This window comes from Mesorhizobium montanum (genome assembly GCF_033977145.1).
GTDB classification, from domain to species: Bacteria; Pseudomonadota; Alphaproteobacteria; order Rhizobiales; family Rhizobiaceae; genus Mesorhizobium; species Mesorhizobium montanum.
Genome location: NZ_JAVIJF010000012.1, coordinates 39,371 through 59,803, shown reverse-complemented (window position 1 = coordinate 59,803; position 20,433 = coordinate 39,371). Strand labels below are relative to the sequence as shown.

The window sequence follows — 20,433 nt, the reverse complement described above, 5'->3', positions numbered from 1 at the left end:
TCTCCGGTCTGTCGATTTGGGCAAGGGCGTATCGCGTTGCACAAAGGGCATCAAGCGGAGAATGCGGGTGATGATGATGCAAATCGGTTCAAGGGTGGCTGATCTCCCCCTTGTGGGAGATTAGCTTCCCATCGGCGGTCCGACGAGATCGATGCCGTTCTCCGCGCACAGTCTTGTCAGTGTCTCAATCATCTCCGGCGTCGGCGCCGCCATCGGCGGCAGGTCCGGCCGTTCGGCGGGACGGCTTGCCTTGCGCACCATCGTCTCGAAATCCGAACCGCGCGTGACGGTGAGCGTGTGCGCGCCTTCGGGAGACTCGACCCGGTATGTATGCGGCAGGCCCTTCGGTGCGATGATCGTCTCACCGGCACCGGCGACCCGCTCGCGGCCGTCGACGACGAAACGCATGCGTCCTTCCAGGATGTGGAACACCTCGTCTTCGTTATGGTGCAGGTGCAGGGGCGGGGAGTCGCCATAAGGTACACGATGCTCGATGACGCAGATGCCATCCTCGCCATCGGCCGAGGAGACCTGAATGGTGACGAGCGTGTTGTTGAACCAAAGGAGTTCCTTGCCTGCGACAGTCGTGTTGATCATTGTCATCACTGCTCTCCCTTCGTTGGGCGCCGACGAAGCGGCTTCGCTGGCGACCTAATCAAGGACGAGTGGGCAATGGAAATCGAATGATCGTATGGGGCGGATTGATGCGATGAATTTGAATGCGCTCGATCTCAATCTGGTGAGAGTGCTCGACGCGCTGCTGCGCGAGAAAAGCGTGACGCGCGCCGGCGAGCAGATCGGCCTCAGCCAGCCTGCGGTCAGCGCCGCGCTCAACCGCCTGCGCCACGTGCTCAACGACCAGCTCTTCGTGCGGCGCGGCAACGACATGGTGCCGACGCGGCGCGCCGAAAGCCTGGTGGAGCCGGTGCGTGCGGCGCTGCGTGAGATCGAACGCGCTTTTCAGCCGGCAACCGACTTCGATCCGGCAAGGCTGCAACGAACCTTCACCTTCATGGGCGCCGATTTCTTTTCCATGCTGCTGATGCCGCCCTTTGCCGCGCGCATCGCCGCGGTTGCGCCCGGTGTATCGTTCCGCTTCCTCGACAGCGCCATCGGCGATGTCTCGAAACTGTTGCAGGAGGATCAGATCGACGTGGCGCTGGAGCGCCCGCTGGAGGTCGCGGAGTGGATTTCCAGCGTGGCGCTGTTCGGCTCACCCTTCGCCATCATCGCGTCAAAGGACAATGCCGCGCTCGGCCAGGCGGGCATAGCCGAGGGCGAGCAGGTGCCGCTCGAGCTCTTTTGCACGCTGCCGCACGCATTGCGCTCCATCGACGGGTCGATGTCGGGCTTCACCGATGATGCACTCAGCAGGATGGGCCGGACCCGCCGCGTCACGCTCGCCCTGCCGCACTTTCAGGCCGTGGCGCTGGCCGTGGCGAGCGGACCGTACTTGGCCGCCGTTCCAACGCAATTCGCGGTTGAGGCAGCAAAATCCTTGCCGATCGGCATCTATCGGGCGCCGATCTCCATTCCTTCGCCGGCGGTGCGGATGTATTGGCACGCCCGCCGCGACGACGAGCCACCGCATCGCTGGATCCGCGAGCAGATCCTCGATGAGGTCGGAAAGCTCGGGTTCAAGGACTGGGACGATCCCGCGAGAGTTCAACCTCACCCGGCGGTATTGCCCCATCCACCGCGAAGATGCCGCCGCTGGTCCAGGCTGCCTCGTCGCTGGCGAGATGGACCGCCATACCGGCAACATCCGAGGGACGACCGATGCTGCCGAGCGGGTGGCTGCGCTCGACACAGGCCTTGAGTTCCGCTTGCGCTTCGGCCGGCAGGTTGACGATCGATTTGCGCCGGATGGCGGTGCCGATGATGCCGGGCGCGATCGCGTTGACGCGGATGCTCATCGTCTTCCAGGGCTGGGCACCGCATCCGGTGAACACGATGTACGACTTCAAATACCTGCCTGGCGGCGACAAGTTCTTCGGCCCGAATTTCGTCGCCAAGGCGATAGCCAGCATGTTGCCGGCCGGATGACTACCTCAGCAGCGACCGGGCCGTAGGCGTCAGGCGCAACGTTTCGAGCGGCTTTGTGGAATCGACTTGCAGAGCTTCGCGAACCGCCCGCCATGCCGGTGAAGCGGCGAGGGCGGCCCGATAGCCGGCGTGAGCATCGTCATCGTCGAACCCCGTCACGATGATGAAGACGTTATCGGCGGCGCGCACGGGCAAACGCGGAAACGTGTTTTCGGAATGCTCGCTGATGAAGGCGCCGAGCAGCCGGGCGCCATTTGCCGCAAGCTGCGGAACTGCCTCTGCCTGGAAGCGCTCTGCGAAGCCGGCCTCAGTGCCTGGCCGCAAATGATGAATCGAAATCTCAACAAAACCGGGCAAGCGGCTCCCATCGCTCATGCTTTCGGCCCCGGCGGCTGTCGACCGTTGCAATCCCGACAGGTCGAACCCCGCACCCGCCCAGGCAGGCTTCAGAAGCAGCACGTCGTCGGAATCGATCATCGTCGCATTGGCGGCATCGCGATGCGCGGCCCAGACCGGGCCGCCATAGAACGCACTCAGCGCGTCCTTTCTCGTCCTCATGTCTTCGAAGCCGCGCAGCCAGACGAACATGTCGGGGCGGTCGAGATCGCGGAACTGGCCGATGACGGTCATGCCTGTCGCTTCCTGCGTCTCGACGAACTCCCGATCGAACAGCGCAATCAGCGTTTCGCGCTGACCGGGCTTCAGCGTGTATTGCCGCAGTTCCACGACGGGCGAGGCAAGGCGAGAGGTTTGATTCATGCTCGGAATCTCAAAACAGGGTGATTGTCCTGTTTATAAACAGACCGGTTGTCCTGTTTTGTCAATCTGATATCGTCATCTTCCCTTCCCCTTGTCGGAGAAGGTGGATTGGCGCGTAGCGCCAAGACGGATGAGGGGCGCTGGACGGAGTGCTGTCCTCGCCAAGCTGGAGCACCCCGCATCCGCCTTCACTTCGTTCAGGCACCTTCTCCCCACAAGGGGAGAAGGAGGAGATGGCGATGCGCAAAAAACGCACCAACGACCCGGAAGGCATGCGCCGTCGCGTGCTCGACGTAGCGGAAGCTACCTTCCAGGCGCGCGGTTATCATGCCTCCAGTCTCGGCGATCTCATGGCGGCTGCCGGCGTCACCGGCGGGGCGCTGCATCACCATTTTCCGACCAAGAAAGCGCTGGCGCTGGCGGTGATCGAGGAACGGGTGGCGGGCGCGGTTCACAAGACCTGGATCGAACCGGTGCTGGCAGCGTCCTCGGCCCGCGAAGGCGTGCGCGGCGTCTTCGAGGCGGTGGCAACCGAGCTTGAAGAACAGGGCTATGTGCGCGGCTGCCCGCTCAACAACCTCGCGCATGAACTGTCGCTGGCCGACGACGAGTTCCGGATGGCGTTAGCCAAAATCTTCGCCGGCTGGCGGCAGGCGATCGCCGACAAGATGCGGGCCGACCTACAGAGCGGTGGGGAGGGCGGCGCCGATCCCGACCGCTTCGCCGCGCTGACCGTCGCCGCCTACTCAGGCGCCATGTCGATAGCCAAGACGTCGCAGGATGCAGGGGTTTTGAGGGAGTGCTTGAGGGGGCTGGAGAGCGTCCAGCCATCGTCGAGCGGACCGACAGCAAGGCGACGCCGCAGGGTGTTGCCACGTCAGCCAATCCGATAATGCCGGCAGGACTGAGAGGGGCGCTGTCCCGCCGGCGTCTCCGCGTCTTGGCTCAGACCAACCTCACTCCTGCAGCGGCTTGATCGTCTCGAAACCCACTTCGCTCTGCGCGCTGGTGCCTTCGTCGTACCGCCGCGCCAGCACCGCTTGCAGGTCGGGCGAATAGAGCGCGGTGAAGCTGTCGATGACAGTGCCGGAATCGCCGGTGATCGTTTCGCCGACCACGAGCACATTGTATTTGCAGTCGCCGAGCTTGTAGCTGTCCTTGCCCTTGACGGCGAGAGCGAGCGATTCGGTACCCTTCGGCGTCTTTTTCGAAGACAGCCGCACGAATTCGGTCTTGCTTTTGGCGCCTGCCTTCAGCGGGAACAGCTTCTTGATGTCGCCGAGCGGGATCATCGACAGCCGCCCGGTGTCGCTGTCGCGGAACACCTCGATCAGCCCGGCATAGAGATACTGCGTCTGCGGCGAGTCCGACTGGTACTTGTTGGCGACCGCGACCATACCGCCGGGCGCCGGCCGGAACTCGCTGCGGATGCCGGCCTTTTCGAGCACGAAGCCGGCCTTGGCGGATTTGGCATCGACGCAGTCCGCGGCCTGCGCTGCGCCGGCGAAGGCGAGCATGGCGAGCGCCATGCCGGTCGTCAGGATTTTCATGCCTTCCTCCCCTGGATGCATTCTGGAAGGAATGACAGACCCCCGCCGCGCTGTCGACCCAAGTGCTTTTCATCCCTTGCCATGAAAAGTCTCAGCAGCGCTGGCCGGGCATTGAACTGGACGACGCGGTTCGAGGATGTTTAATCGAGTGACGATGAATCGCTCTTCGCCAGCAAACATTTCGCGCCGCATCTTCATCGCCCGGATAGGAGGCCTCGCCGCCTCCTGCGCCCTTCCTCGCGAGGCCTTCGGCCAGACCGGCCGGCGCATCCAGCCGATCGATGCCACGTTCCTCTTCATCGCCGATATCCATGCCTGCCGCATGGCGAGCGGCCTCAGCCCCAATTGTCTGCAGGAAGGCAAGACCGATGCAGCACTTCTGCGCAACGTCGCGGCCCTGAATGCCATTGCCGACAAGCGGTGGCCGGCCGAGATCAATGGCGTTTCCACCGGCCTGCATTCGGCCGGCACCCGTGTTGGCACGCCGCTCGGCCTCGTCACCGGCGGCGACATCACCGACGATGGCGGTGGCCAGGTCACCGAGCCCAGCGAAGGCACGCAGCTTCTGCAATTCTCCCAGCGCTATCAGGAAGGCGTCGGGCCGGGCCGGGTCCACATTCCCGTCTATGTCGGGCTCGGCAATCACGATCTCGACCAGAACGGCTCGCCGCCGTATGTCGACTGGTATCGCCGCGAATTGCGCGACTATGTCGAGGTCAACCATCGCCCCGGCGTGTTCTTCAAGCCGCCGGTGCCGGCGACCGAATACGACGTCGACACAGACTGCTACTCCTGGGACTGGGGCGGCCTGCATCTAATCCAGACGCACCGCTTCGCCGGCGATACCGGCCATGGCGTGCCGAGCAGCCTTCCCTGGCTGAAGCAGGATCTCGCCACCTATGCTGGCGACGGCCGTCCAGTGATCCTGTTCCAGCATTATGGTTGGGACACATTTTCGACCGAGCGCTGGGATCCGGTGAAACGCACCTATGACGACGATGGCACCGGCCGCCCGCATTGGTGGAGCGAGGCCGACCGCCAGGCGCTGCTGCAGGCGATCAAGGGTTACAACGTCATTGCCGTCTTCCACGGTCACCAGCACGAGGTGCCGATGATCTACCGGCGCGACGGGCTCGATCTGGTCAAACCGAAGGCGGCCTATATGGGCGGCTTCGCGCTGGCCAGGGTCACGGCCGACAACCTGGATGTGGTGCTGGGCGAAGCGGCCGGGGACCATGGCGAGATCATCTTTACCAACGCCTTCGCCAAACAGTTCCAGACATGAAAAGGCCGCCTCGCGGCGGCCTCCTTCCCTGTAGCCCTGTCGTCAAGGCAAAACGGCTCAGGAACTAAACACTTAGAACGTCTTTTTGACCTTATCCTTCACGTCGCCATAGGCCTTCTGCACCTTGCCGGCGATCTTGTCGGCAGCGCCTTCGACCTGCGTGCGCCGGTTGCCGGTGGCCTTGCCGGCCGCTTGCTTGACCGAACCCTTCACCTGCTTGGCAATACCGGCGACCTGATCCCTGTTCACCATATCCGCATCTCCTGGTCTGGAATGGGAGCATGATACGAACGCCGCATCGGCACGACAACGAACGGACAAAGTTTGCGTTCCGTGATCGCTGAGGCCGTCAGCGGCGATGCAGCATCTGGAGGTTTCCCTTCGAGGAGAGTTTTTGTGCGCCGGCGCACGCCTGAAATCGCCGCCAAGCCGCCGATGCCGTCGTCCTCGGCGAGAGGCGGCCGGCGATCAGGGCGAAGTCGTCTTCACCAGCGCTGTTCGCGATGGCGTTTGAGATATGACCGCCAGGCGTGCTGCTCACATCGCCTTTTTGAGCATGGCTTTCATGTCGCCGCAGGCCTTCTGCACCTGACCTGCAGACTTGTCCGCCATGCCCCTGATTTGCATCAGACGATTTCCGGTGGCTTTGCCTATGCTTTGCCGGATTGAACCTTTGATCTGCTTGGCCAAGCCCGCTATTTGATCCATGTTCACCATCTCCGCATCTCCCGGAGATACAATTCGCTAGAGAAAACGAGCCGGTGTGCTTCGCGGTTCCGTTGCGTGTAACCGGCAGGGCAGGGGCAAATGTGGCGGCGGCCCGCATAGCCTCGTCGAAACTCTGGCTGGCTCGCAATGCGATCGTTAAGGTGACACGTAAATCGGGGGAACGGTCTTGGCGAAATTCACGCTTTACATCGGCAACAAATGCTTTTCGTCCTGGTCGCTCAGGCCCTGGGTGGCGATGCGCCATCTGGAGATCCCTTTCGAGGAGAGCTTCGTGCGCCTGCGCACGCCGGAGACCGCCGCCAATCTCGCCAAGGTTTCGCCGACCGGCCTGGTGCCGGTGTTGAATCACGAGCCGTTGGAGGGAGGGGGCAGGATCGTCTGGGAAACCCTGGCCATCCTTGAATATCTGGCCGACCTCTGTCCTGAGAAAAAGCTGTGGCCGCAAGACCTCGGCGCCCGCGCGCTGGCGCGCTCGGTGGCGGCCGAAATGCATTCCGGCTTCCGCGAGGTCCGTTACGGCTGGCCGATGAACCTGCGCCGGCCGAAATCGCACAAGCCGCTCGATGCCGAGGGCGAGGCACAGCGCGCGAGGATCGAAGCGATCTGGCGCCAGTGCCGCGAGCAATATGGTGACGGCGGCCCGTTCCTGTTCGGCCATTTCACCGCGGCCGATGCCATGTATGCGCCGGTGGTCACGCGCTTCGACACTTATGGCGGCGAGCTTGCGCCCGTCACCCGCGCCTATGTCGATGCGGTATTGGCGACGCCCGCAATGCGGCACTGGTATGCGGAAGCCGCCAGGGAGCCCTGGCCTGAGCCTGGGCCGGACGAGCAGGATTAGAGGCCAAGGCGGCCTTGCTTCCCGAATTTGCGTCAACTGCTCCGATGGCGGGGCTTCAAGGCTTGGCGGCGAGGCCTATGTGTTGGAGTGGGCCGGGCTCCTGGAGATTTCACCATGACATCTGCCAATTCCTCTCTCGGCGGCAAGGTCGCCCTTGTCACCGGCGCTTCTTCCGGCATCGGCGAAGCGACCGCCGCGGCGCTTGCTGCGGCCGGCATGAAGGTGGCGGTCGCCGCTCGGCGCGTCGATCGCCTCGAAGCGCTGGTTGGCCGTATTGAAAAGGCAGGTGGCGCTGCGCTCGCCATTGAAGCCGACATTGCCAAGGCCGGCGACATCGTCGCGATGGTCGACAAGGTCGTATCCGAATGGGGCCGGCTCGACGTCCTCGTCAACAATGCCGGCATCATGCTGCTTGCCACCGCCGCCGAAGCCGACCTCGACGACTGGCGGCAAATGATCGAGCTCAACCTGATCGGCCTGATGGCGACCACCAAGGCGGCGCTGCCGCATCTCAAGGCTTCAAAGGGCCATATCGTCAATGTTTCATCGGTGGCCGGCCGCGTCGCCAACCCGGGCGCGACGGGTTACGCGGCCACCAAGTTCGGCGTGGTGGCTTTTTCGGAATCGCTGCGCCGGGAGGTCTATGCCGACAAGGTGCGCGTCACCGTCATCGAGCCCGGTCTCGTGCGCACCGAGCTCAGCGACCACATCACCAACGCGGAATTCAAGGCCGGGCTCGAACATCGCCTCGCCACGATGGAGGCGCTCACGGCGGAGGATATTGCGAACGCCATATTCTATGCCGTCAGCCAGCCGCCGCGCGTCAACGTCAATGAGATTCTTATCCGTCCGACCGATCAGGAACGCTGAATAACCTGCCGGTATTGCGCACGATCATGTAGGCAATACACGCAAGAACGCCCCTCGCGCGTTTTATGGCACGGGAGGCGCTCTTTTTGTCAACCTTTCCGAGATTGCTCCCTGAACTGCTGACCATACCCGAATGCACGGATGCCAGAATGGTTCCCACCCGTTCGCAATTTGTTTGAAACCGGGCACTCTGGAATTCAGCCTTGCCGGTGGCACGGATGTGCGGGCGCCAATAGATCGCGAGACGAGGGGCAGGCAGTTGCCCGAGCTTTTTCGTTTCCGGTCAGCGAATTATGCGCCGCAGGCCGATTGGGATATGCTAAGCACCTCGCGCCAGCAAATTGAATACTCTGGAACAGGTGAAATATTTTGTCCCTCACTTCGAAGACACAAGCCGACTTGAAGCCACAAGGCGGTCAGGCTGAATCGCTGTTCAGCAGGGCCCGGACGCAGTCGATGTCGCTTGACCGCATCACCTCCGAACAGGACGCGGTCAACCAGGCCCGTGAGGCCAAGACCGCGCGGCTTCGCGAACTGCGCCTGGAAAAGGAAGCCGAAGAGAAGGCTGCCGCCGCTGTTGCGCCCAAGCGTACGGGCAAACGCTGATGGCCACCAAGCGCGTGCCGCCTACGCCGATCGCCGCCGACGCGACCATCGCCGATATGGTCGAAACCCTGGACAAGCCGGTTGAATATGTCCGGCGCGTGCTGGAAAAGCTGGAACGCTGCAAACGCGCCCATGGCGATGCCCAGGTGCGGGTCGGCGTACGAGGTCGGGCCGAAGCGCCGAATTATCTGATCGAATATGTGCGGGAAGATGCCAAGACCCGCGAGAGGACGACGCATCAGGATGCCGCCTACAGCGGCAGCACGCATCGTGAATTGGCGCCGCACCACATCGAGGCAGCCGCGAACTGGTCGCCCGAGGAGATGAACATCACGGCGGTTTCGGCGCTCATCGGCCGCCTGCGCAATCCGCGGGCGCCGTCATCGCGGGTTTCCAACGAGGACTGAAATGGCCATCAAGTTTTCCACCAAGGACCAGCCGCCGGCTGCGGCCGCCACTGCCAAGCCGGCCAAGTCGGCGGCCGAGCCGAAAGCCGACAAACCGCTTGCGGTCGATTTGTTCGAGCAGCCGGCGCAAAAGCCGCCGCGCAAGACCGGGAAGAAATAGGGGATTGCCGCACGAGGCCGATCACAGCCGCTTACCCCGGCCGTCCGGCACGGTGGATCCCGGCTGGCCGGCAGACGATGGCGCGGCCGTGTTCGACTGCCAGAGCTGCGGCGCCTGCTGTTCCTATTCGGCCGACTGGCCGCGCTTCTCGACCGAGGATGACGAACAGCTCGACCGCATCCCGGCCGAGCTGGTTGCGGCCGATCAGTCCGGCATGCGCTGCGAAGGCGGCCGATGTTCGGCGCTCAGCGGCGAGGTCGGAAAACATACGGCCTGCGGCATCTATGATCTCCGCCCCGACGTCTGCCGCGCCTGCATGCCCGGCGGCGACGACTGCCTGATGGCAAGGGCGGCGCATGGGCTGGCGCTCGCCAATCTCCACCCGCTTGCCTCACCCCACTCCTCCCGATAGCTTCCCTGCAGGCAGGGCCGCGGAGGAAACCTATGAGCATCGAATTTCTGTTGACGTCGCTGATTATCGTGGCTTCGCCCGGTACCGGCGTTCTCTACACGCTGAGCGCCGGCCTCTCGCGCGGCGCGCGCGCCGCGATCGTCGCCGCCTTCGCCTGCACGCTGGGCATCATCCCGCATATGGCGGCCGCCATCACCGGCCTTGCCGCGGTGCTGCACACAAGTGCCGTCGCCTTCGAGACGCTGAAATATCTGGGCGTCGCCTATCTGCTCTACATGGCCTGGAACACGCTGAAGGAGAAGGGCGGGTTGAGCATCGACGAGAATGCCGCGCCGCGCTCGACCGCCAGGACCATCACCTCCGGCGTTCTGATCAACATCCTTAATCCAAAACTGTCGATCTTCTTCTTTGCCTTCCTGCCGCAATTCGTCAGCACCACCGAGCCGCATGCCTTCGCCAGGATGCTGGAGCTTTCCGGCGTCTTCATGCTGATGACCTTCGTCGTCTTCGCGATTTATGGCGTGTTCGCGGCTTCGGTGCGCAGCCATATCGTGTCGCGGCCAATGGTGCTGACCTGGATGCGCCGCACCTTCGCCGGCGCCTTCGTCATGCTCGGCGCCAAGCTGGCGCTGGCGGATCGGTAGGCCCTTGGGCGCCAGCTCGTTGCATACCCCATCGCCTCGACGGTCGGCCGTCCGCGACCCGCATCAGACAGACCCGGACACCGAAACTGTCCCGATTTGAGACTGGCTCTGGCGGCGGCCCTGTCGTCTCGCCGGGGCTCTTGAGGATGGAGCCCGAGAGATCCAGAAATCCGAATAAGGAAGGTGGTCGCAAATGACGCTTGAATGCATCAATCCCCAGGATCTACCCAAGCCTGATACGTACAGCCAAGTCGTTGTCGCGAAGGGTACCAGGCTGATATTTATCGCCGGCCAGGAGTCTGAAGACCTGGACGGCAAGCTCGTCGGCGAAGGCGATTTCACGGCTCAAACGCGCCAGGTGTTTGCCAATCTCGGTCAGGCTATTGCCGCCGCAGGTGCCCGTCCCAACGACGTAGCCAAGATTATGATCTACGTCGTCGATTATCGGCGCGATGACCACTATCCGATCATCGACGCCGCCAGGGTGGCGCTGTTCGGAGATCACAAACCCGCCAACGTCGTCTTGGGCGTCGGGTGCCTATCGCCTGGATATCTGATCGAGGTCGATGCGGTTGCGGTGGTCGATACCTAGCCTTTCACATAGCCCATCGCTTCGACGATCCGCCCACCAGCGACGCGCATCAGGTTGACGCCGCGCAGCGAACTGCCGTCGGCCATCCAGAAGCGCCAGCGGATTGTGGCGCGGTCGCCGGCGACGAAAGTCTCTTCGAGGTCGAAGCGCGTGCCGGGTCCGGTGGCAATCGCCGACCACAATTCGACGCAGGCGGCTTTGCCGAGGCGGCGCGCGCCATCGGGCGCCGGCACGGTGTTCTCGATCAGGCAATCCTCCGCCACCAGTTCGTCCAATGCGGATGGGTCGTGACGCTGGAAGACGTCGTTGTAGCGCCGCATGATCTCGGCGGTTTCGGCGGAGCGTTTGGCCGTGGCGATGTCGATGATGCGTTCCTGGGTCATTGGATTTTCTCCTTCCGTTTCATTGATCTACAAGGCTCGCCTTGAGCGTGATGGTGGCGACGCCGGCCAGCGCCCGAGAGACGAGGCAGGCCGCCTTGGCCCTATGCGCCAGCCGCTCGAAATCCCCGGCCGATGTGCCGGCGGCGCTGGCCTCCGTTTCGAGCTCGATGCGGGTGATTGTCGGCCCGGCCGTGGTCGCGCCGAGATGCACCTTGGCGATTGTATGGATGCTGCTGGCCGTATGGCCTTCGCCGCCGAGTATGGCGGTGAGCGCCATCGAGAAGCAGCCTGCATGCGCGGCCGCGATCAGTTCTTCCGGATTGGTGCCCGGGCCGTTCTCGAAGCGGGACGGGAAAGAATAGGCGCCTTCGAATACGCCGCTGCCCAGCCGCAGCCGGCCGGCTCCTTCCTTGAGCGTGCCTTGCCAATGGGCTGAGGCTTCGCGGATTGTCATTGCTGATCTCCTCTCTGGTTTTCGAAAATACGGCAGTTACGCGCCGTCGATGACGACCTTGCCGAAGACGTCGCCTTGCTGGAAATACCGGTAAGCCTCGCGCGCCTCAGCGAACGGGAAGGCCTTGTCGATGACCGGCTTCAGCCGATGCGCGGCAACAGCGGCAAGCATTGCCTCCAGCCCGTTGCGACTGCCGACGAAGAGGCGGCCGATGGTGACGAGGCTGCGCTGGTAGACGGCGCCCGGGATCTCGACCGACTTGCCGTTGTGGTCCTGCACGGTAAGCAGCACGATGCGGCCGTAGAGGGTGCTGGCGATCAGCGACTGCGGAAAAGTCGCCGGACCGCCGGTTTCGAAGACCAGGTCGATCCCGCCTGTCGCTTCGCGCAGCTTCAAGCCCCATTCCGGCGTCTCGGCGGCGGCAATGACGAGGTCGGCGCCGAGCGCGCGCAGCCTGTCGGCCTTCTCCACCCTGGAGGTGACGGCGGCGGCGCGGCAGCCCATGAGCTTGGCGAACTGCAATGCGAATAGCGCAACCCCGCCTGAGCCGATAACCAGAACCCATTGTCCAGGCTTTGGAATCTCGGCGCCCAACAGCGCGCTCCAGGCGGTCAGCCCCGCGCAGGTGAAGGTGGCGGCCTCCTGCCAGGAGAGATGGTCGGGCAGCCGTACGGCCCATTGCTCGTCGAGCAGCGCATATTCGCTCAACATGCCATCCAGCGTGCAGCCGAGCTGGTCGACGACGCCCGGATGCATGCGGCCATCGACCCATCGTGCGAAATAGCTGCCGGTGACCCGCTCGCCGACGGCAAAGCGGGTCACGCCTTCACCGACGGCGACGACTTCGCCGGCGCCGTCGCTCAGCGGCACGATGCCGGTACGCGGCGTCAGCGGATAGGCGCCGTTGAGAATCATGGTGTCGCGACGGTTGAGCGAGGTGGCGCGTATCTGGATCAGAATCTGACCTGGGCCGGGCTGCGGCACCGCTTCTTCCCGCATCGCCAGGGCGTTGATGCCGTTGCCCTGTTCGTCCAGCCGGTAGCACAGCATTGTCATCTCCGAAATATGTAGACCGATTTACATATTATGTAGACCGATTGTCATATTAAGGGCAAGTCCTATAATGCGCATTCCTGACAGAGGTTGACACTGTGAGAGGTTGAGGTGGCGACAGACACACGCACCCGCATGATTGAGGCGACGGCGCTGCTCATCAGGCAGCGCGGCTACCATGGCACGTCGCTCAACGATATTTTGGCCGCCAGCGGCGCGCCGCGCGGCTCGCTCTATTTCCATTTCCCCGGCGGCAAGGACCAGCTGGTCATCGAGGTGACGCGCGCCAGCGTCGCTGACGTGACCGAGAGGTTGGGTGCTGCGCTGGCGACGGAGAGCGATCCGGCTGTTGCCGTCCACCACATCTACCAGTCGGTGGCGCGCATGCTGGAGGAGAACGAGTTCTCGCTCGGCTGCCCGGTCGCGCCGGTCGTGCTCGATGCTCCGAACGATGTGCCGGACTTGGTCGAAATCTGCCGGTCCGCCTTCGAGCAGTGGATTGGACTGCTGCGCCAGGCATTCATGGGGGCGGGCGTCCCCGAGCGGCGCGCACAGGCGCTGGCGCTGCTGGTCGAATCTTCGCTGGAAGGCCTGATGGTGATCGCCCGCGCCACCCGTGACCGTTCGCCGGTCAACGCCGTGGCCGATGAAGTCGCTGCGTTGGTCGAGCAAGCGGTGCTTGCCGGCAAGATCGCGCAGCAAGCGGAGACTGCTGCCTAGATCAGTCTACAATTTCTTTGCGAGCTGCTGAAGCAAGGAAGGCCGAACGCGTCTGTCCGCGCTCGCGGGCAGCGGCATCGATGGCTTCGAGCAGGCCAAGGTCGAAGGACACGTTGATCCGCGTCGTCGAGCCGCGATCTCGGATCAGCGGGATGACCGTCGTCATGGCGCCGTTGCGATCCCCAGTGAATTCAGGATCGTCCATGATGGCGTCAAAGTCGCGAGGCGACGGAACCTGATCGCCGTCGGCCTCCAGCATGCGGACATGGCCTGACAACGCCTCGACGGCGTTGCGCACCGCTTCGTCGATCGTTACTCCGGCCGAGATGCAGCCGGGCATATCGGGGAAGCTCACGCCGTAGATGCTGTCAGGGTCTTTGTGGATGAAGGCGATGTAGCGCAATCTTCTCACTTTTGGTTCAGAAGGCCCGCCTGCTTCAACAAAGCGCGCACGGTTCCTGTCGGCATGTCCTTACGCGGATGCGGAATTGTAACCTTGCCCGGTCTTGTCGGATGCTTGAAATGGTGGTGAGAACCGGTGACGCCAATTCTGAACCAGCCATTAGCCTCCAACAACTTGATTAGGGCGCGGCTATCGCGTTCCACAGCTGCATTCTCCGTGTAAGATAATACACACTCGTTTCATCTTCAAGCCATAGTAAACTTGAAATGACCCAAGCTAAAAGGGCGACCCCGAGGGCCGCCCTTTCCGTAGCTGAATGCAGATGGAATCCCTGGATTAGAAATCCGTGCCGCCACTCAAGCCCGCTTGCGGGCTTGAGCATTGTTGGTTGATGGACGTGCTTATGGATTTCCTTAGAAATCCATGCCGCCACTCAAGCCCGCTTGCGGGCTTGAGCATTGTTGGTTGATGGGCGTGCTTATGGATTTCCTTAGAAATCCATGCCGCCCATGCCGCCCATGCCGCCGCCGCCCATGCCGCCAGGCATGCCGCCGCCGGCCGACTCCTTCTTGGGAGCCTCCGCGATCATGGCTTCGGTGGTGACGAGCAGGCCGGCGACCGAGGCCGCGTCCTGGAGAGCCGTGCGCACGACCTTGACCGGGTCGACGATGCCCATGACGATCATGTCACCATACTCGCCGGTCTGGGCGTTGTAGCCGAAGGTCGCGCCCTTGTTCTCGAGGATCTTGCCGGCAACGATCGAAGCTTCCGCACCGGCATTGGCCGCGATCTGGCGGGCCGGAGCCTGCAGCGCGCGGCGCACGATGTTGATGCCGGCGGTCTGGTCGGAGTTGGCGCCGGTCGCCTTGATGTTCAGCGAAGCGCGCAGAAGCGCGACGCCGCCGCCGGGAACGATGCCTTCTTCGACGGCCGCGCGGGTCGCGTTGAGCGCGTCATCGACGCGGTCCTTCTTTTCCTTGACCTCGACCTCGGTCGCGCCGCCGACGCGGATCACCGCGACGCCGCCGGCGAGCTTGGCCAGACGCTCCTGCAGCTTCTCCTTGTCGTAGTCCGAGGTGGTCTCCTCGATCTGCTGCTTGATCTGAGCGACGCGGCCCTGGATCTCGGCCTTCTTGCCGGCGCCGTCGACGATGGTGGTGTTCTCCTTGGAGATCGACACCTTCTTGGCCCGGCCGAGCATGTTGAGGCCGACATTCTCAAGCTTGATGCCGAGGTCTTCGGAGATGACCTGACCACCGGTGAGGATGGCGATGTCTTCCAGCATGGCCTTGCGGCGGTCACCGAAGCCCGGCGCCTTGACGGCGGCGATCTTCAGGCCACCGCGCAGCTTGTTGACGACCAGCGTGGCCAGAGCCTCGCCTTCGACGTCTTCCGAGATGATGAGCAGCGGCTTCGAGGTCTGCACGACGGCTTCGAGCACCGGCAGCATGGCCTGCAGGTTGGAGAGCTTCTTCTCGTGCAGCAGGATGTAGGCGTCTTCCAGATCGGCCACCATCTTGTCGGCGTTGGTGACGAAGTAGGGCGAGAGGTAGCCGCGGTCGAACTGCATGCCTTCGACGACTTCGAGTTCGGTCTCGGCCGTCTTGGCTTCCTCGACGGTGATGACGCCTTCATTGCCGACCTTCTGCATCGCTTCCGCGATCATCGAGCCGACCGAGGCATCGCCATTGCCGGCGATGGTGCCGACCTGGGCAACCTCTTCCGAGGTCTTGATCTTCTTGGCGTTCTTGATCAGCGTGGCGACGACATCGCCGACGGCCAGATCGATGCCGCGCTTCAGGTCCATCGGGTTCATGCCGGCGGCAACCGCCTTGTGGCCTTCCTGGACGATCGACTGCGCCAGAACGGTCGCGGTCGTGGTGCCGTCGCCGGCGATGTCGTTGGTCTTCGAAGCGACTTCGCGGACCATCTGCGCGCCCATGTTCTCGAACTTGTCCTCAAGCTCGATTTCCTTGGCGACGGTGACGCCGTCCTTGGTGATGCGCGGGGCGCCGAACGACTTGTCGATGACGACGTTGCGGCCCTTGGGGCCGAGCGTGACCTTCACCGCGTCGGCGAGGATGTTGACGCCGCGCAGCATGCGCTCACGGGCGTCGCGGGAGAATTTTACGTCTTTGGCAGCCATGTTTTAGCTCCTGGCAGGGACTCGAACCGAGCCCGAAAATTCAGTTGATGGAGAAAGGCCGATGATCAGCCGATGATGCCCATGATGTCGGATTCCTTCATGATCAGAAGGTCTTCGCCATTGAGCTTGACTTCGGTGCCCGACCACTTGCCGAACAGGATGCGGTCGCCGGCCTTGACGTCCAGGGGGACGAGCTTGCCAGCTTCGTCGCGGGCGCCGGAGCCGACCGCGATGATCTCGCCTTCCTGCGGCTTTTCCTTTGCCGTATCCGGGATGATGATCCCGCCGGCGGTCTTGGATTCGGATTCGACCCGGCGAACGACCACGCGGTCATGAAGCGGGCGGAACTTGGACTTTGCCATGTTTTCTTCCTCGAATGAGAACGGTGAGAACTGTTCCTCCATCCGGCGATGCCGGACATGGTTAGCACTCACCAATGGCGAGTGCTAACGTGGCGCTGAGATAGGCCGGTGACTTGCGAGAGTCAAGGCGCGCGAGGACGGGTAAACGCGGGAAATTTTTTGTCGCCGTCATGCATTGCTGAAAAGCGCGGGTTGCCACTGACCGTCAATGTGGAAACGCCGTGTTCGCCGGCAAAACAGCGGCGAAACACGGCGCCGTGTAATAGGCAAGCGGATCGGATGTTCCAGGCCGCGCCGCTCAGATATTCATGCCGCCGGAGACCTCGATGCGCTGGGCATTGACCCAGCGATTGTCGTCCGACAGCAGCGAGGCGACCATCGGGCCGATGTCTTCGGCGACACCGGCGCGGCCGAGCGCGGTGACGCCGGCAACCATGCGGTTGATCTCGGCGTCGTCGCGCACATGGCCGCCGTTGAAGTCGGTGGCAATGGCCCCGGGTGCCACGGTGTTGGCAGTGATGCCGCGCGCTCCAAGTTCCTTGGCGAGGTAGCGCGTGAACACCTCGATGCCGCCCTTCATCATCGCATAGGCCGACGATCCAGGCGCGGCGAAGCGGGCGAGCCCGCTCGAAATGTTGATGATGCGGCCGCCGTCGTTGATCAGCGGCAGCAGCGCCTGGGTGAGGAAGAACACACCCTTCAGATGGACGTTCATAAGCGCGTCGAATTCCTGCTCGCTCGTCTCGGCGATCATCTTGCGCAGGCCGGTGCCGGCGTTGTTGACGAGATAGTCGAGGCGGTCGCGCTGCCAGGTCTCCCGGAGCGTCTTCTTCAATGCCGCGACGAAGGCCGGGAAGGTGGCGACGGCGCCGGTATCGAGTTCCAGCGCTGCGGCGCGGCCGCCGGCCGCCTCGATCTCGGCGATTGCCGTCTTCGCCTCATCGGCTCGCGAGCGATAGGTGACGATGACGTCGACACCCCGACGGGCGAGGTGGAGCGCGGTGTTGCGGCCGAGGCCGCGGCTGCCGCCGGTGACGAGGGCGATGGGGCGGGTGGTCATGGCGAAATCTCCTTCTTGGTGGATGAGATGCATATACTCGCCTGATCGGCCGATATAATCGGGCGTGGATTGCCATCACTATTCAGTCTGTGCGAACAATCAGCCATGGATCGATTTGACGGCATGCGGCTCTTCACCCGCGTCGTGGAACGGCGCAGCTTCACTGCGGCCGCCGCCGATCTCGGCCTGCCGCGCTCCAGCGCCACCGCCGCGATCAAGCAGCTGGAGGAGCGGCTCGGCGTGCAACTGCTTCGCCGCACGACGCGCCACGTCACGACGACGCTCGACGGCGAGGCCTATTACCAGCGCTGCATCGGCATCCTCGCCGACATCGAGGACGCCGAGGGCGGTTTTGGCGCGCATGAAGTGCGCGGGCGGCTGAGCATCGACATCAACGGCAACCTGGCTCGCACCTTCGTCATCCCGGAACTGCCGGCGCTACTCGCCCACTACCCCGGGCTCAGCGTGCATATTGGCGAGGGCGACCGCTTCGTCGATCTGGTGCGCGAGGGCGTCGATTGCGTGGTGCGTGCCGGCACGCTCCCCGACAGCGACATGATCGCGCGCCGCATCGGCATGGCGCGCGAGGCGACGATGGCCAGTTCGGATTATATCAAGCGCCATGGCCTGCCGCGCTCGCCGGACGAGCTTGCCGGGCACTTGATGATCGGCTTCGTCTCGTCGCGCACCCGCCAGGTGATGCCGCTGGAATTCACGGTCGACGGCAAGATCCGCGAGATCGTCCTGCCGTCTCGCGTCACCGTTTCCAATTCCGACACCGCCGCCACGCTGGTGCGCCAGGGTTTCGGCCTCTACCAGGCGCCGCGCCGCCGCTTCGCCGCAGACATCGATGCCGGCCGGCTGGTCGAGGTGCTGCCCGACAACCCACCGACGCCGACGCCGATCTCGGTGCTCTATCCGCCCAGCCGCCAGCTGTCGCCGAGGGTGAGGGTGTTTGTGGATTGGCTGGTGGAGATTCTAGGGCCGAAGCTGGATCCCTGATCGCTCAGAAAAACAGCCGCAACTGCGTGTGGATGATCGAGCGGTAGTCCTCGATCGTACGGCGGCTCTCCGCCTCGTCCTGTGTCAGCGCCAGTCGCACGACGCCGCCGGCAAGCTGGAAGATCAGAAAGACGACACGCCCGAACGCCTCGCGCCGCTCAGGCTCGATCAACGGGCCGACATGATCGCAGAACATCTTGGCCTGCTGCCTCGTCTCGGCGATGTCGAGATGCTGCAGCGCCTTGTCGGCCTGGATAGCGTTCTGCAGGTCCTGGATGGCCGGGTCCGCCGCGACGCGGGCATGGTAGTCGTCGAGCAGGCGATCGGCCGCCGCGGTCACGTCGCCCAGCCCGCGTATCTCGGCGATGATCGCGCCGAAGCGTGCGCGGCTTTCCTCGGAAAACCGCTCGTAGAGCATCGCCAGGATCGCCGACTTGCTCGGGAAGTAGTGATAGACGGTGGCGATCGGCCCGCCGGCCAGCGCGCCGACTTCCTTCATCGTCACCGCGTCGATGCCCTTTTCGCCGATCAGCCGCATAGTCGTCGAAAGGATCGCATCGATGCGCTCGCGGCTGCGCTCCTGCTTGGGCCTTCGCCGCGGTTCCGTCGCCGTTCGCCTTATCTGCGTCATGCGCCAAATCTCGTGAGAGCTGCGTATTCGCGGTTGACAAGAAACATGATCAAGTATCAGTTTCGTGAAATGCTGACAACTTGTCAATTTTTCGGTCGAGCTGCAAGGGAGGGGCACCCCTCGTGACTGTCATCGATGCCGCGCAAGCGGAAAATGGCGATTGGCTTGTCGGCAATCCGACCGGCCTGCAACTGGCCTCGGCACTGTGGATCGGCTCGGTCGGCCTGCTCATCCTCGGCCTGCAGCCGGTGCTGCTCGGTGCGCTCTACACGGAGGGTCATGTCACCGGCGACGAACTGGCGCTGGTCGCCACCGCCGAGATGATCGCGATCGCCATCGGATCGGCGATCGTGGCGATGCTGCTGCCCGCCAGGAACATGCGCTGGAAGAGCGCGGTGCTGCTCGTCCTGCTTGCGCTCGCCAATTTCTGGACCGCTTATGCCGGTACCGCCAACGCGCTGATCGCCGCGCGTGCACTGGCCGGCCTGGCGGAGGGCGGGCTTGTCGCCGTCGCGACCGAATTGATCGCCCGCTCACGCCGGGCCGAGCGCATCGGCGGCTATTTCGTCACGCTGCAGACCTTGGCGCAATGCGCGCTGGCGCTCATCCTCGCACTCTATGCGGTGCCTGCCGCGGGTTCGGCCGGCGGCTTCATTGCGCTCGGCTTCGTCTGCCTGCTTTCGCTGGCCGTCGCCTGGACCGTGCCGGACGACTATGCCGACCTGCCGAAGGAAGAGCATTTTGCCAATGTGGCGACCGTGCCGGCGATCGCCGCGCTGCTGTCGATCTTCTGCTATTTCATGTTCTTCGGCGCCGTCTGGGCTTTTCTCGAGCCCATCGGCGCGCAGTTCGGCATCGATGGCCGCACCGTCGGCCTGATGGTTTCGGCAAGCCTGGCCGCGCAGGTGATCGGCGCCATGACCGCGACCGTCTTCGAGGCGCGCATCGACTATCGTTTTGCCATCACCGTCATCGGCATCATCGCGGCGATCAGCTCGGTACTGCTTGCGTCCGGCCCGGGGCTTTCGCTGTTCTGGGCGGTCGTGCTGGCGATGGGCTTCATCCTGCTCTTCATCGTGCCCTATCAGATCCGCATGGCAATCACTGCCGACGAGACGCGAACAGCGGTACTCCTGGTGCCGGCCGCCCAACTCTTCGGCCTCGCCATCGGCCCGATCGCCGCCTCGCTTCTGATCGACGGCGCGAACTTCCGGCCGGTGCCAGAATTTGCCGCCGCGACCGCCTTGGCCAGCGTGCTTTTGCTCGGCGTCTTCGTCCTGGTCGCGCGGCGGCGCGGTCAGGCCTGAGCGGCAGGATC

29 protein-coding genes and 1 pseudogene are annotated in these 20,433 nt (G+C 63.7%); 15 read left to right on the top strand and 15 right to left on the bottom strand.

Going from position 1 to position 20,433, the window contains the following annotated elements:
• Positions 1–120 precede the first annotated feature (120 nt).
• Positions 121–603: a cupin domain-containing protein gene (locus RFM68_RS17380; protein ID WP_320234226.1), complete on the bottom strand. Its 483-nt coding sequence runs from the start codon at positions 601–603 to the stop codon at positions 121–123.
• Between the two features lie 106 nt (positions 604–709).
• On the opposite strand from RFM68_RS17380, the gene RFM68_RS17375 reads away from it, so the two are divergent.
• Positions 710–1,819 carry a LysR family transcriptional regulator gene (locus RFM68_RS17375; protein WP_320234225.1) on the top strand — a complete coding sequence of 370 codons (1,110 nt, stop codon included), beginning with the start codon at positions 710–712 and terminating at the stop codon, positions 1,817–1,819.
• Here the strand turns inward: RFM68_RS17375 and RFM68_RS17370 are convergent.
• Positions 1,749–1,916 (bottom strand): annotated as a pseudogene (locus RFM68_RS17370) (SDR family oxidoreductase); the annotation flags it as partial. The gene RFM68_RS17375 and the pseudogene RFM68_RS17370 overlap by 71 nt on opposite strands.
• On the opposite strand from RFM68_RS17370, the gene RFM68_RS33635 reads away from it, so the two are divergent.
• A complete protein-coding gene (locus tag RFM68_RS33635; protein ID WP_430694883.1) occupies positions 1,846–2,046 on the top strand; it encodes a hypothetical protein in 201 nt (66 codons plus the stop codon). The pseudogene RFM68_RS17370 and the gene RFM68_RS33635 sit on opposite strands and share 71 nt — an antisense overlap.
• Here RFM68_RS33635 and RFM68_RS17360 read toward each other — a convergent pair whose 3' ends face one another.
• The gene (locus RFM68_RS17360) at positions 2,047–2,805 is read right to left on the bottom strand and encodes an NIPSNAP family protein (RefSeq protein WP_320234224.1); all 759 of its coding nucleotides are present in this window, start codon (positions 2,803–2,805) and stop codon (positions 2,047–2,049) included. It abuts the gene before it with no gap.
• Between the two features lie 239 nt (positions 2,806–3,044).
• Between RFM68_RS17360 and RFM68_RS17355 the strand changes: the two genes are divergently transcribed.
• On the top strand, positions 3,045–3,698 hold the full coding sequence (locus RFM68_RS17355) for a TetR/AcrR family transcriptional regulator (RefSeq protein WP_320234223.1): 654 nt from the start codon (positions 3,045–3,047) through the stop codon (positions 3,696–3,698).
• Between the two features lie 63 nt (positions 3,699–3,761).
• On the opposite strand, the gene RFM68_RS17350 is transcribed toward RFM68_RS17355, so the two are convergent.
• Positions 3,762–4,355 (bottom strand): hypothetical protein, encoded by a 594-nt coding sequence (locus RFM68_RS17350; RefSeq protein WP_320234222.1) that lies wholly within the window; start codon positions 4,353–4,355, stop codon positions 3,762–3,764.
• Between the two features lie 154 nt (positions 4,356–4,509).
• Here RFM68_RS17350 and RFM68_RS17345 point away from each other — a divergent pair, with 154 nt between their 5' ends.
• Complete coding sequence (locus tag RFM68_RS17345; RefSeq protein WP_320234221.1) at positions 4,510–5,640, top strand: metallophosphoesterase; 1,131 nt, start codon at positions 4,510–4,512, stop codon at positions 5,638–5,640.
• Between the two features lie 72 nt (positions 5,641–5,712).
• Here the strand turns inward: RFM68_RS17345 and RFM68_RS17340 are convergent, their stop codons facing one another.
• A complete protein-coding gene (locus RFM68_RS17340) occupies positions 5,713–5,892 on the bottom strand; it encodes a CsbD family protein (protein WP_320234220.1) in 180 nt (59 codons plus the stop codon).
• A gap of 285 nt (positions 5,893–6,177) precedes the next feature.
• Complete coding sequence (locus RFM68_RS17335; RefSeq protein ID WP_320234219.1) at positions 6,178–6,357, bottom strand: CsbD family protein; 180 nt, start codon at positions 6,355–6,357, stop codon at positions 6,178–6,180.
• Between the two features lie 178 nt (positions 6,358–6,535).
• Between RFM68_RS17335 and RFM68_RS17330 the strand changes: the two genes are divergently transcribed.
• The 8 genes from RFM68_RS17330 (at position 6,536) to RFM68_RS17295 (ending at position 10,901) form a co-directional block, all read left to right on the top strand.
• The gene (locus RFM68_RS17330; RefSeq protein WP_320234218.1) at positions 6,536–7,210 is read left to right on the top strand and encodes a glutathione S-transferase family protein; all 675 of its coding nucleotides are present in this window, start codon (positions 6,536–6,538) and stop codon (positions 7,208–7,210) included.
• Positions 7,211–7,324: 114 nt separating this feature from the next.
• Positions 7,325–8,080 carry an SDR family NAD(P)-dependent oxidoreductase gene (locus tag RFM68_RS17325; protein WP_320234217.1) on the top strand — a complete coding sequence of 252 codons (756 nt, stop codon included), beginning with the start codon at positions 7,325–7,327 and terminating at the stop codon, positions 8,078–8,080.
• Between the two features lie 369 nt (positions 8,081–8,449).
• Positions 8,450–8,686 (top strand): hypothetical protein, encoded by a 237-nt coding sequence (locus RFM68_RS17320; protein WP_430694874.1) that lies wholly within the window; start codon positions 8,450–8,452, stop codon positions 8,684–8,686.
• The gene (locus RFM68_RS17315; RefSeq protein ID WP_320234215.1) at positions 8,686–9,093 is read left to right on the top strand and encodes a hypothetical protein; all 408 of its coding nucleotides are present in this window, start codon (positions 8,686–8,688) and stop codon (positions 9,091–9,093) included. The genes RFM68_RS17320 and RFM68_RS17315 overlap by 1 nt, the downstream gene beginning before the upstream one ends.
• Position 9,094: 1 nt before the next feature.
• Positions 9,095–9,253, top strand: coding sequence for a hypothetical protein (locus tag RFM68_RS17310; RefSeq protein WP_320234214.1), 159 nt, complete (start codon positions 9,095–9,097; stop codon positions 9,251–9,253).
• Between the two features lie 52 nt (positions 9,254–9,305).
• Positions 9,306–9,665, top strand: a complete 360-nt coding sequence (locus RFM68_RS17305) for a YkgJ family cysteine cluster protein (protein WP_320234377.1) — start codon at positions 9,306–9,308, stop codon at positions 9,663–9,665.
• A 32-nt stretch (positions 9,666–9,697) separates the two neighbouring features.
• The gene (locus tag RFM68_RS17300) at positions 9,698–10,309 is read left to right on the top strand and encodes a LysE family translocator (protein ID WP_320234213.1); all 612 of its coding nucleotides are present in this window, start codon (positions 9,698–9,700) and stop codon (positions 10,307–10,309) included.
• A gap of 193 nt (positions 10,310–10,502) precedes the next feature.
• The gene (locus RFM68_RS17295; protein WP_320234212.1) at positions 10,503–10,901 is read left to right on the top strand and encodes a RidA family protein; all 399 of its coding nucleotides are present in this window, start codon (positions 10,503–10,505) and stop codon (positions 10,899–10,901) included.
• Here the strand turns inward: RFM68_RS17295 and RFM68_RS17290 are convergent.
• From RFM68_RS17290 to RFM68_RS17280, 3 genes are read right to left on the bottom strand one after another with little or no spacing between them, the layout of a single operon-like run.
• Positions 10,898–11,284 carry a nuclear transport factor 2 family protein gene (locus RFM68_RS17290; protein ID WP_320234211.1) on the bottom strand — a complete coding sequence of 129 codons (387 nt, stop codon included), beginning with the start codon at positions 11,282–11,284 and terminating at the stop codon, positions 10,898–10,900. The two genes, RFM68_RS17295 and RFM68_RS17290, sit on opposite strands and share 4 nt — an antisense overlap.
• Before the next feature lie 19 nt (positions 11,285–11,303).
• Positions 11,304–11,738: an OsmC family protein gene (locus RFM68_RS17285; protein ID WP_320234210.1), complete on the bottom strand. Its 435-nt coding sequence runs from the start codon at positions 11,736–11,738 to the stop codon at positions 11,304–11,306.
• A gap of 36 nt (positions 11,739–11,774) precedes the next feature.
• Positions 11,775–12,788: a zinc-dependent alcohol dehydrogenase family protein gene (locus RFM68_RS17280; protein ID WP_320234209.1), complete on the bottom strand. Its 1,014-nt coding sequence runs from the start codon at positions 12,786–12,788 to the stop codon at positions 11,775–11,777.
• A gap of 114 nt (positions 12,789–12,902) precedes the next feature.
• Here RFM68_RS17280 and RFM68_RS17275 point away from each other — a divergent pair, with 114 nt between their 5' ends.
• Positions 12,903–13,511 (top strand): TetR/AcrR family transcriptional regulator, encoded by a 609-nt coding sequence (locus RFM68_RS17275; RefSeq protein WP_320234208.1) that lies wholly within the window; start codon positions 12,903–12,905, stop codon positions 13,509–13,511.
• A gap of 1 nt (position 13,512) precedes the next feature.
• Here the strand turns inward: RFM68_RS17275 and RFM68_RS17270 are convergent, their stop codons facing one another.
• The 5 genes from RFM68_RS17270 to RFM68_RS17250 form a co-directional block, all read right to left on the bottom strand.
• On the bottom strand, positions 13,513–13,923 hold the full coding sequence (locus RFM68_RS17270) for a type II toxin-antitoxin system HicB family antitoxin (RefSeq protein WP_320234207.1): 411 nt from the start codon (positions 13,921–13,923) through the stop codon (positions 13,513–13,515).
• Positions 13,920–14,117 (bottom strand): type II toxin-antitoxin system HicA family toxin, encoded by a 198-nt coding sequence (locus tag RFM68_RS17265; protein WP_320234205.1) that lies wholly within the window; start codon positions 14,115–14,117, stop codon positions 13,920–13,922. The genes RFM68_RS17270 and RFM68_RS17265 overlap by 4 nt, the downstream gene beginning before the upstream one ends.
• Before the next feature lie 287 nt (positions 14,118–14,404).
• Positions 14,405–16,060 (bottom strand): chaperonin GroEL, encoded by a 1,656-nt coding sequence (gene groL / locus RFM68_RS17260; protein WP_320234204.1) that lies wholly within the window; start codon positions 16,058–16,060, stop codon positions 14,405–14,407.
• 65 nt (positions 16,061–16,125) lie between these two features.
• Positions 16,126–16,422, bottom strand: a complete 297-nt coding sequence (groES, locus tag RFM68_RS17255) for a co-chaperone GroES (protein WP_006203049.1) — start codon at positions 16,420–16,422, stop codon at positions 16,126–16,128.
• Between the two features lie 298 nt (positions 16,423–16,720).
• Entirely contained in the window at positions 16,721–17,482 is a 762-nt protein-coding gene (locus RFM68_RS17250) for an SDR family NAD(P)-dependent oxidoreductase (RefSeq protein WP_320234201.1), read from the bottom strand.
• Positions 17,483–17,587: 105 nt separating this feature from the next.
• Here RFM68_RS17250 and RFM68_RS17245 point away from each other — a divergent pair, with 105 nt between their 5' ends.
• The gene (locus RFM68_RS17245; protein ID WP_320234199.1) at positions 17,588–18,484 is read left to right on the top strand and encodes a LysR family transcriptional regulator; all 897 of its coding nucleotides are present in this window, start codon (positions 17,588–17,590) and stop codon (positions 18,482–18,484) included.
• A gap of 4 nt (positions 18,485–18,488) precedes the next feature.
• On the opposite strand, the gene RFM68_RS17240 is transcribed toward RFM68_RS17245, so the two are convergent.
• The gene (locus RFM68_RS17240; RefSeq protein WP_320234198.1) at positions 18,489–19,115 is read right to left on the bottom strand and encodes a TetR/AcrR family transcriptional regulator; all 627 of its coding nucleotides are present in this window, start codon (positions 19,113–19,115) and stop codon (positions 18,489–18,491) included.
• 122 nt (positions 19,116–19,237) lie between these two features.
• On the opposite strand from RFM68_RS17240, the gene RFM68_RS17235 reads away from it, so the two are divergent.
• Entirely contained in the window at positions 19,238–20,422 is a 1,185-nt protein-coding gene (locus RFM68_RS17235) for an MFS transporter (protein ID WP_320234197.1), read from the top strand.
• Positions 20,423–20,433 lie beyond the last annotated feature (11 nt).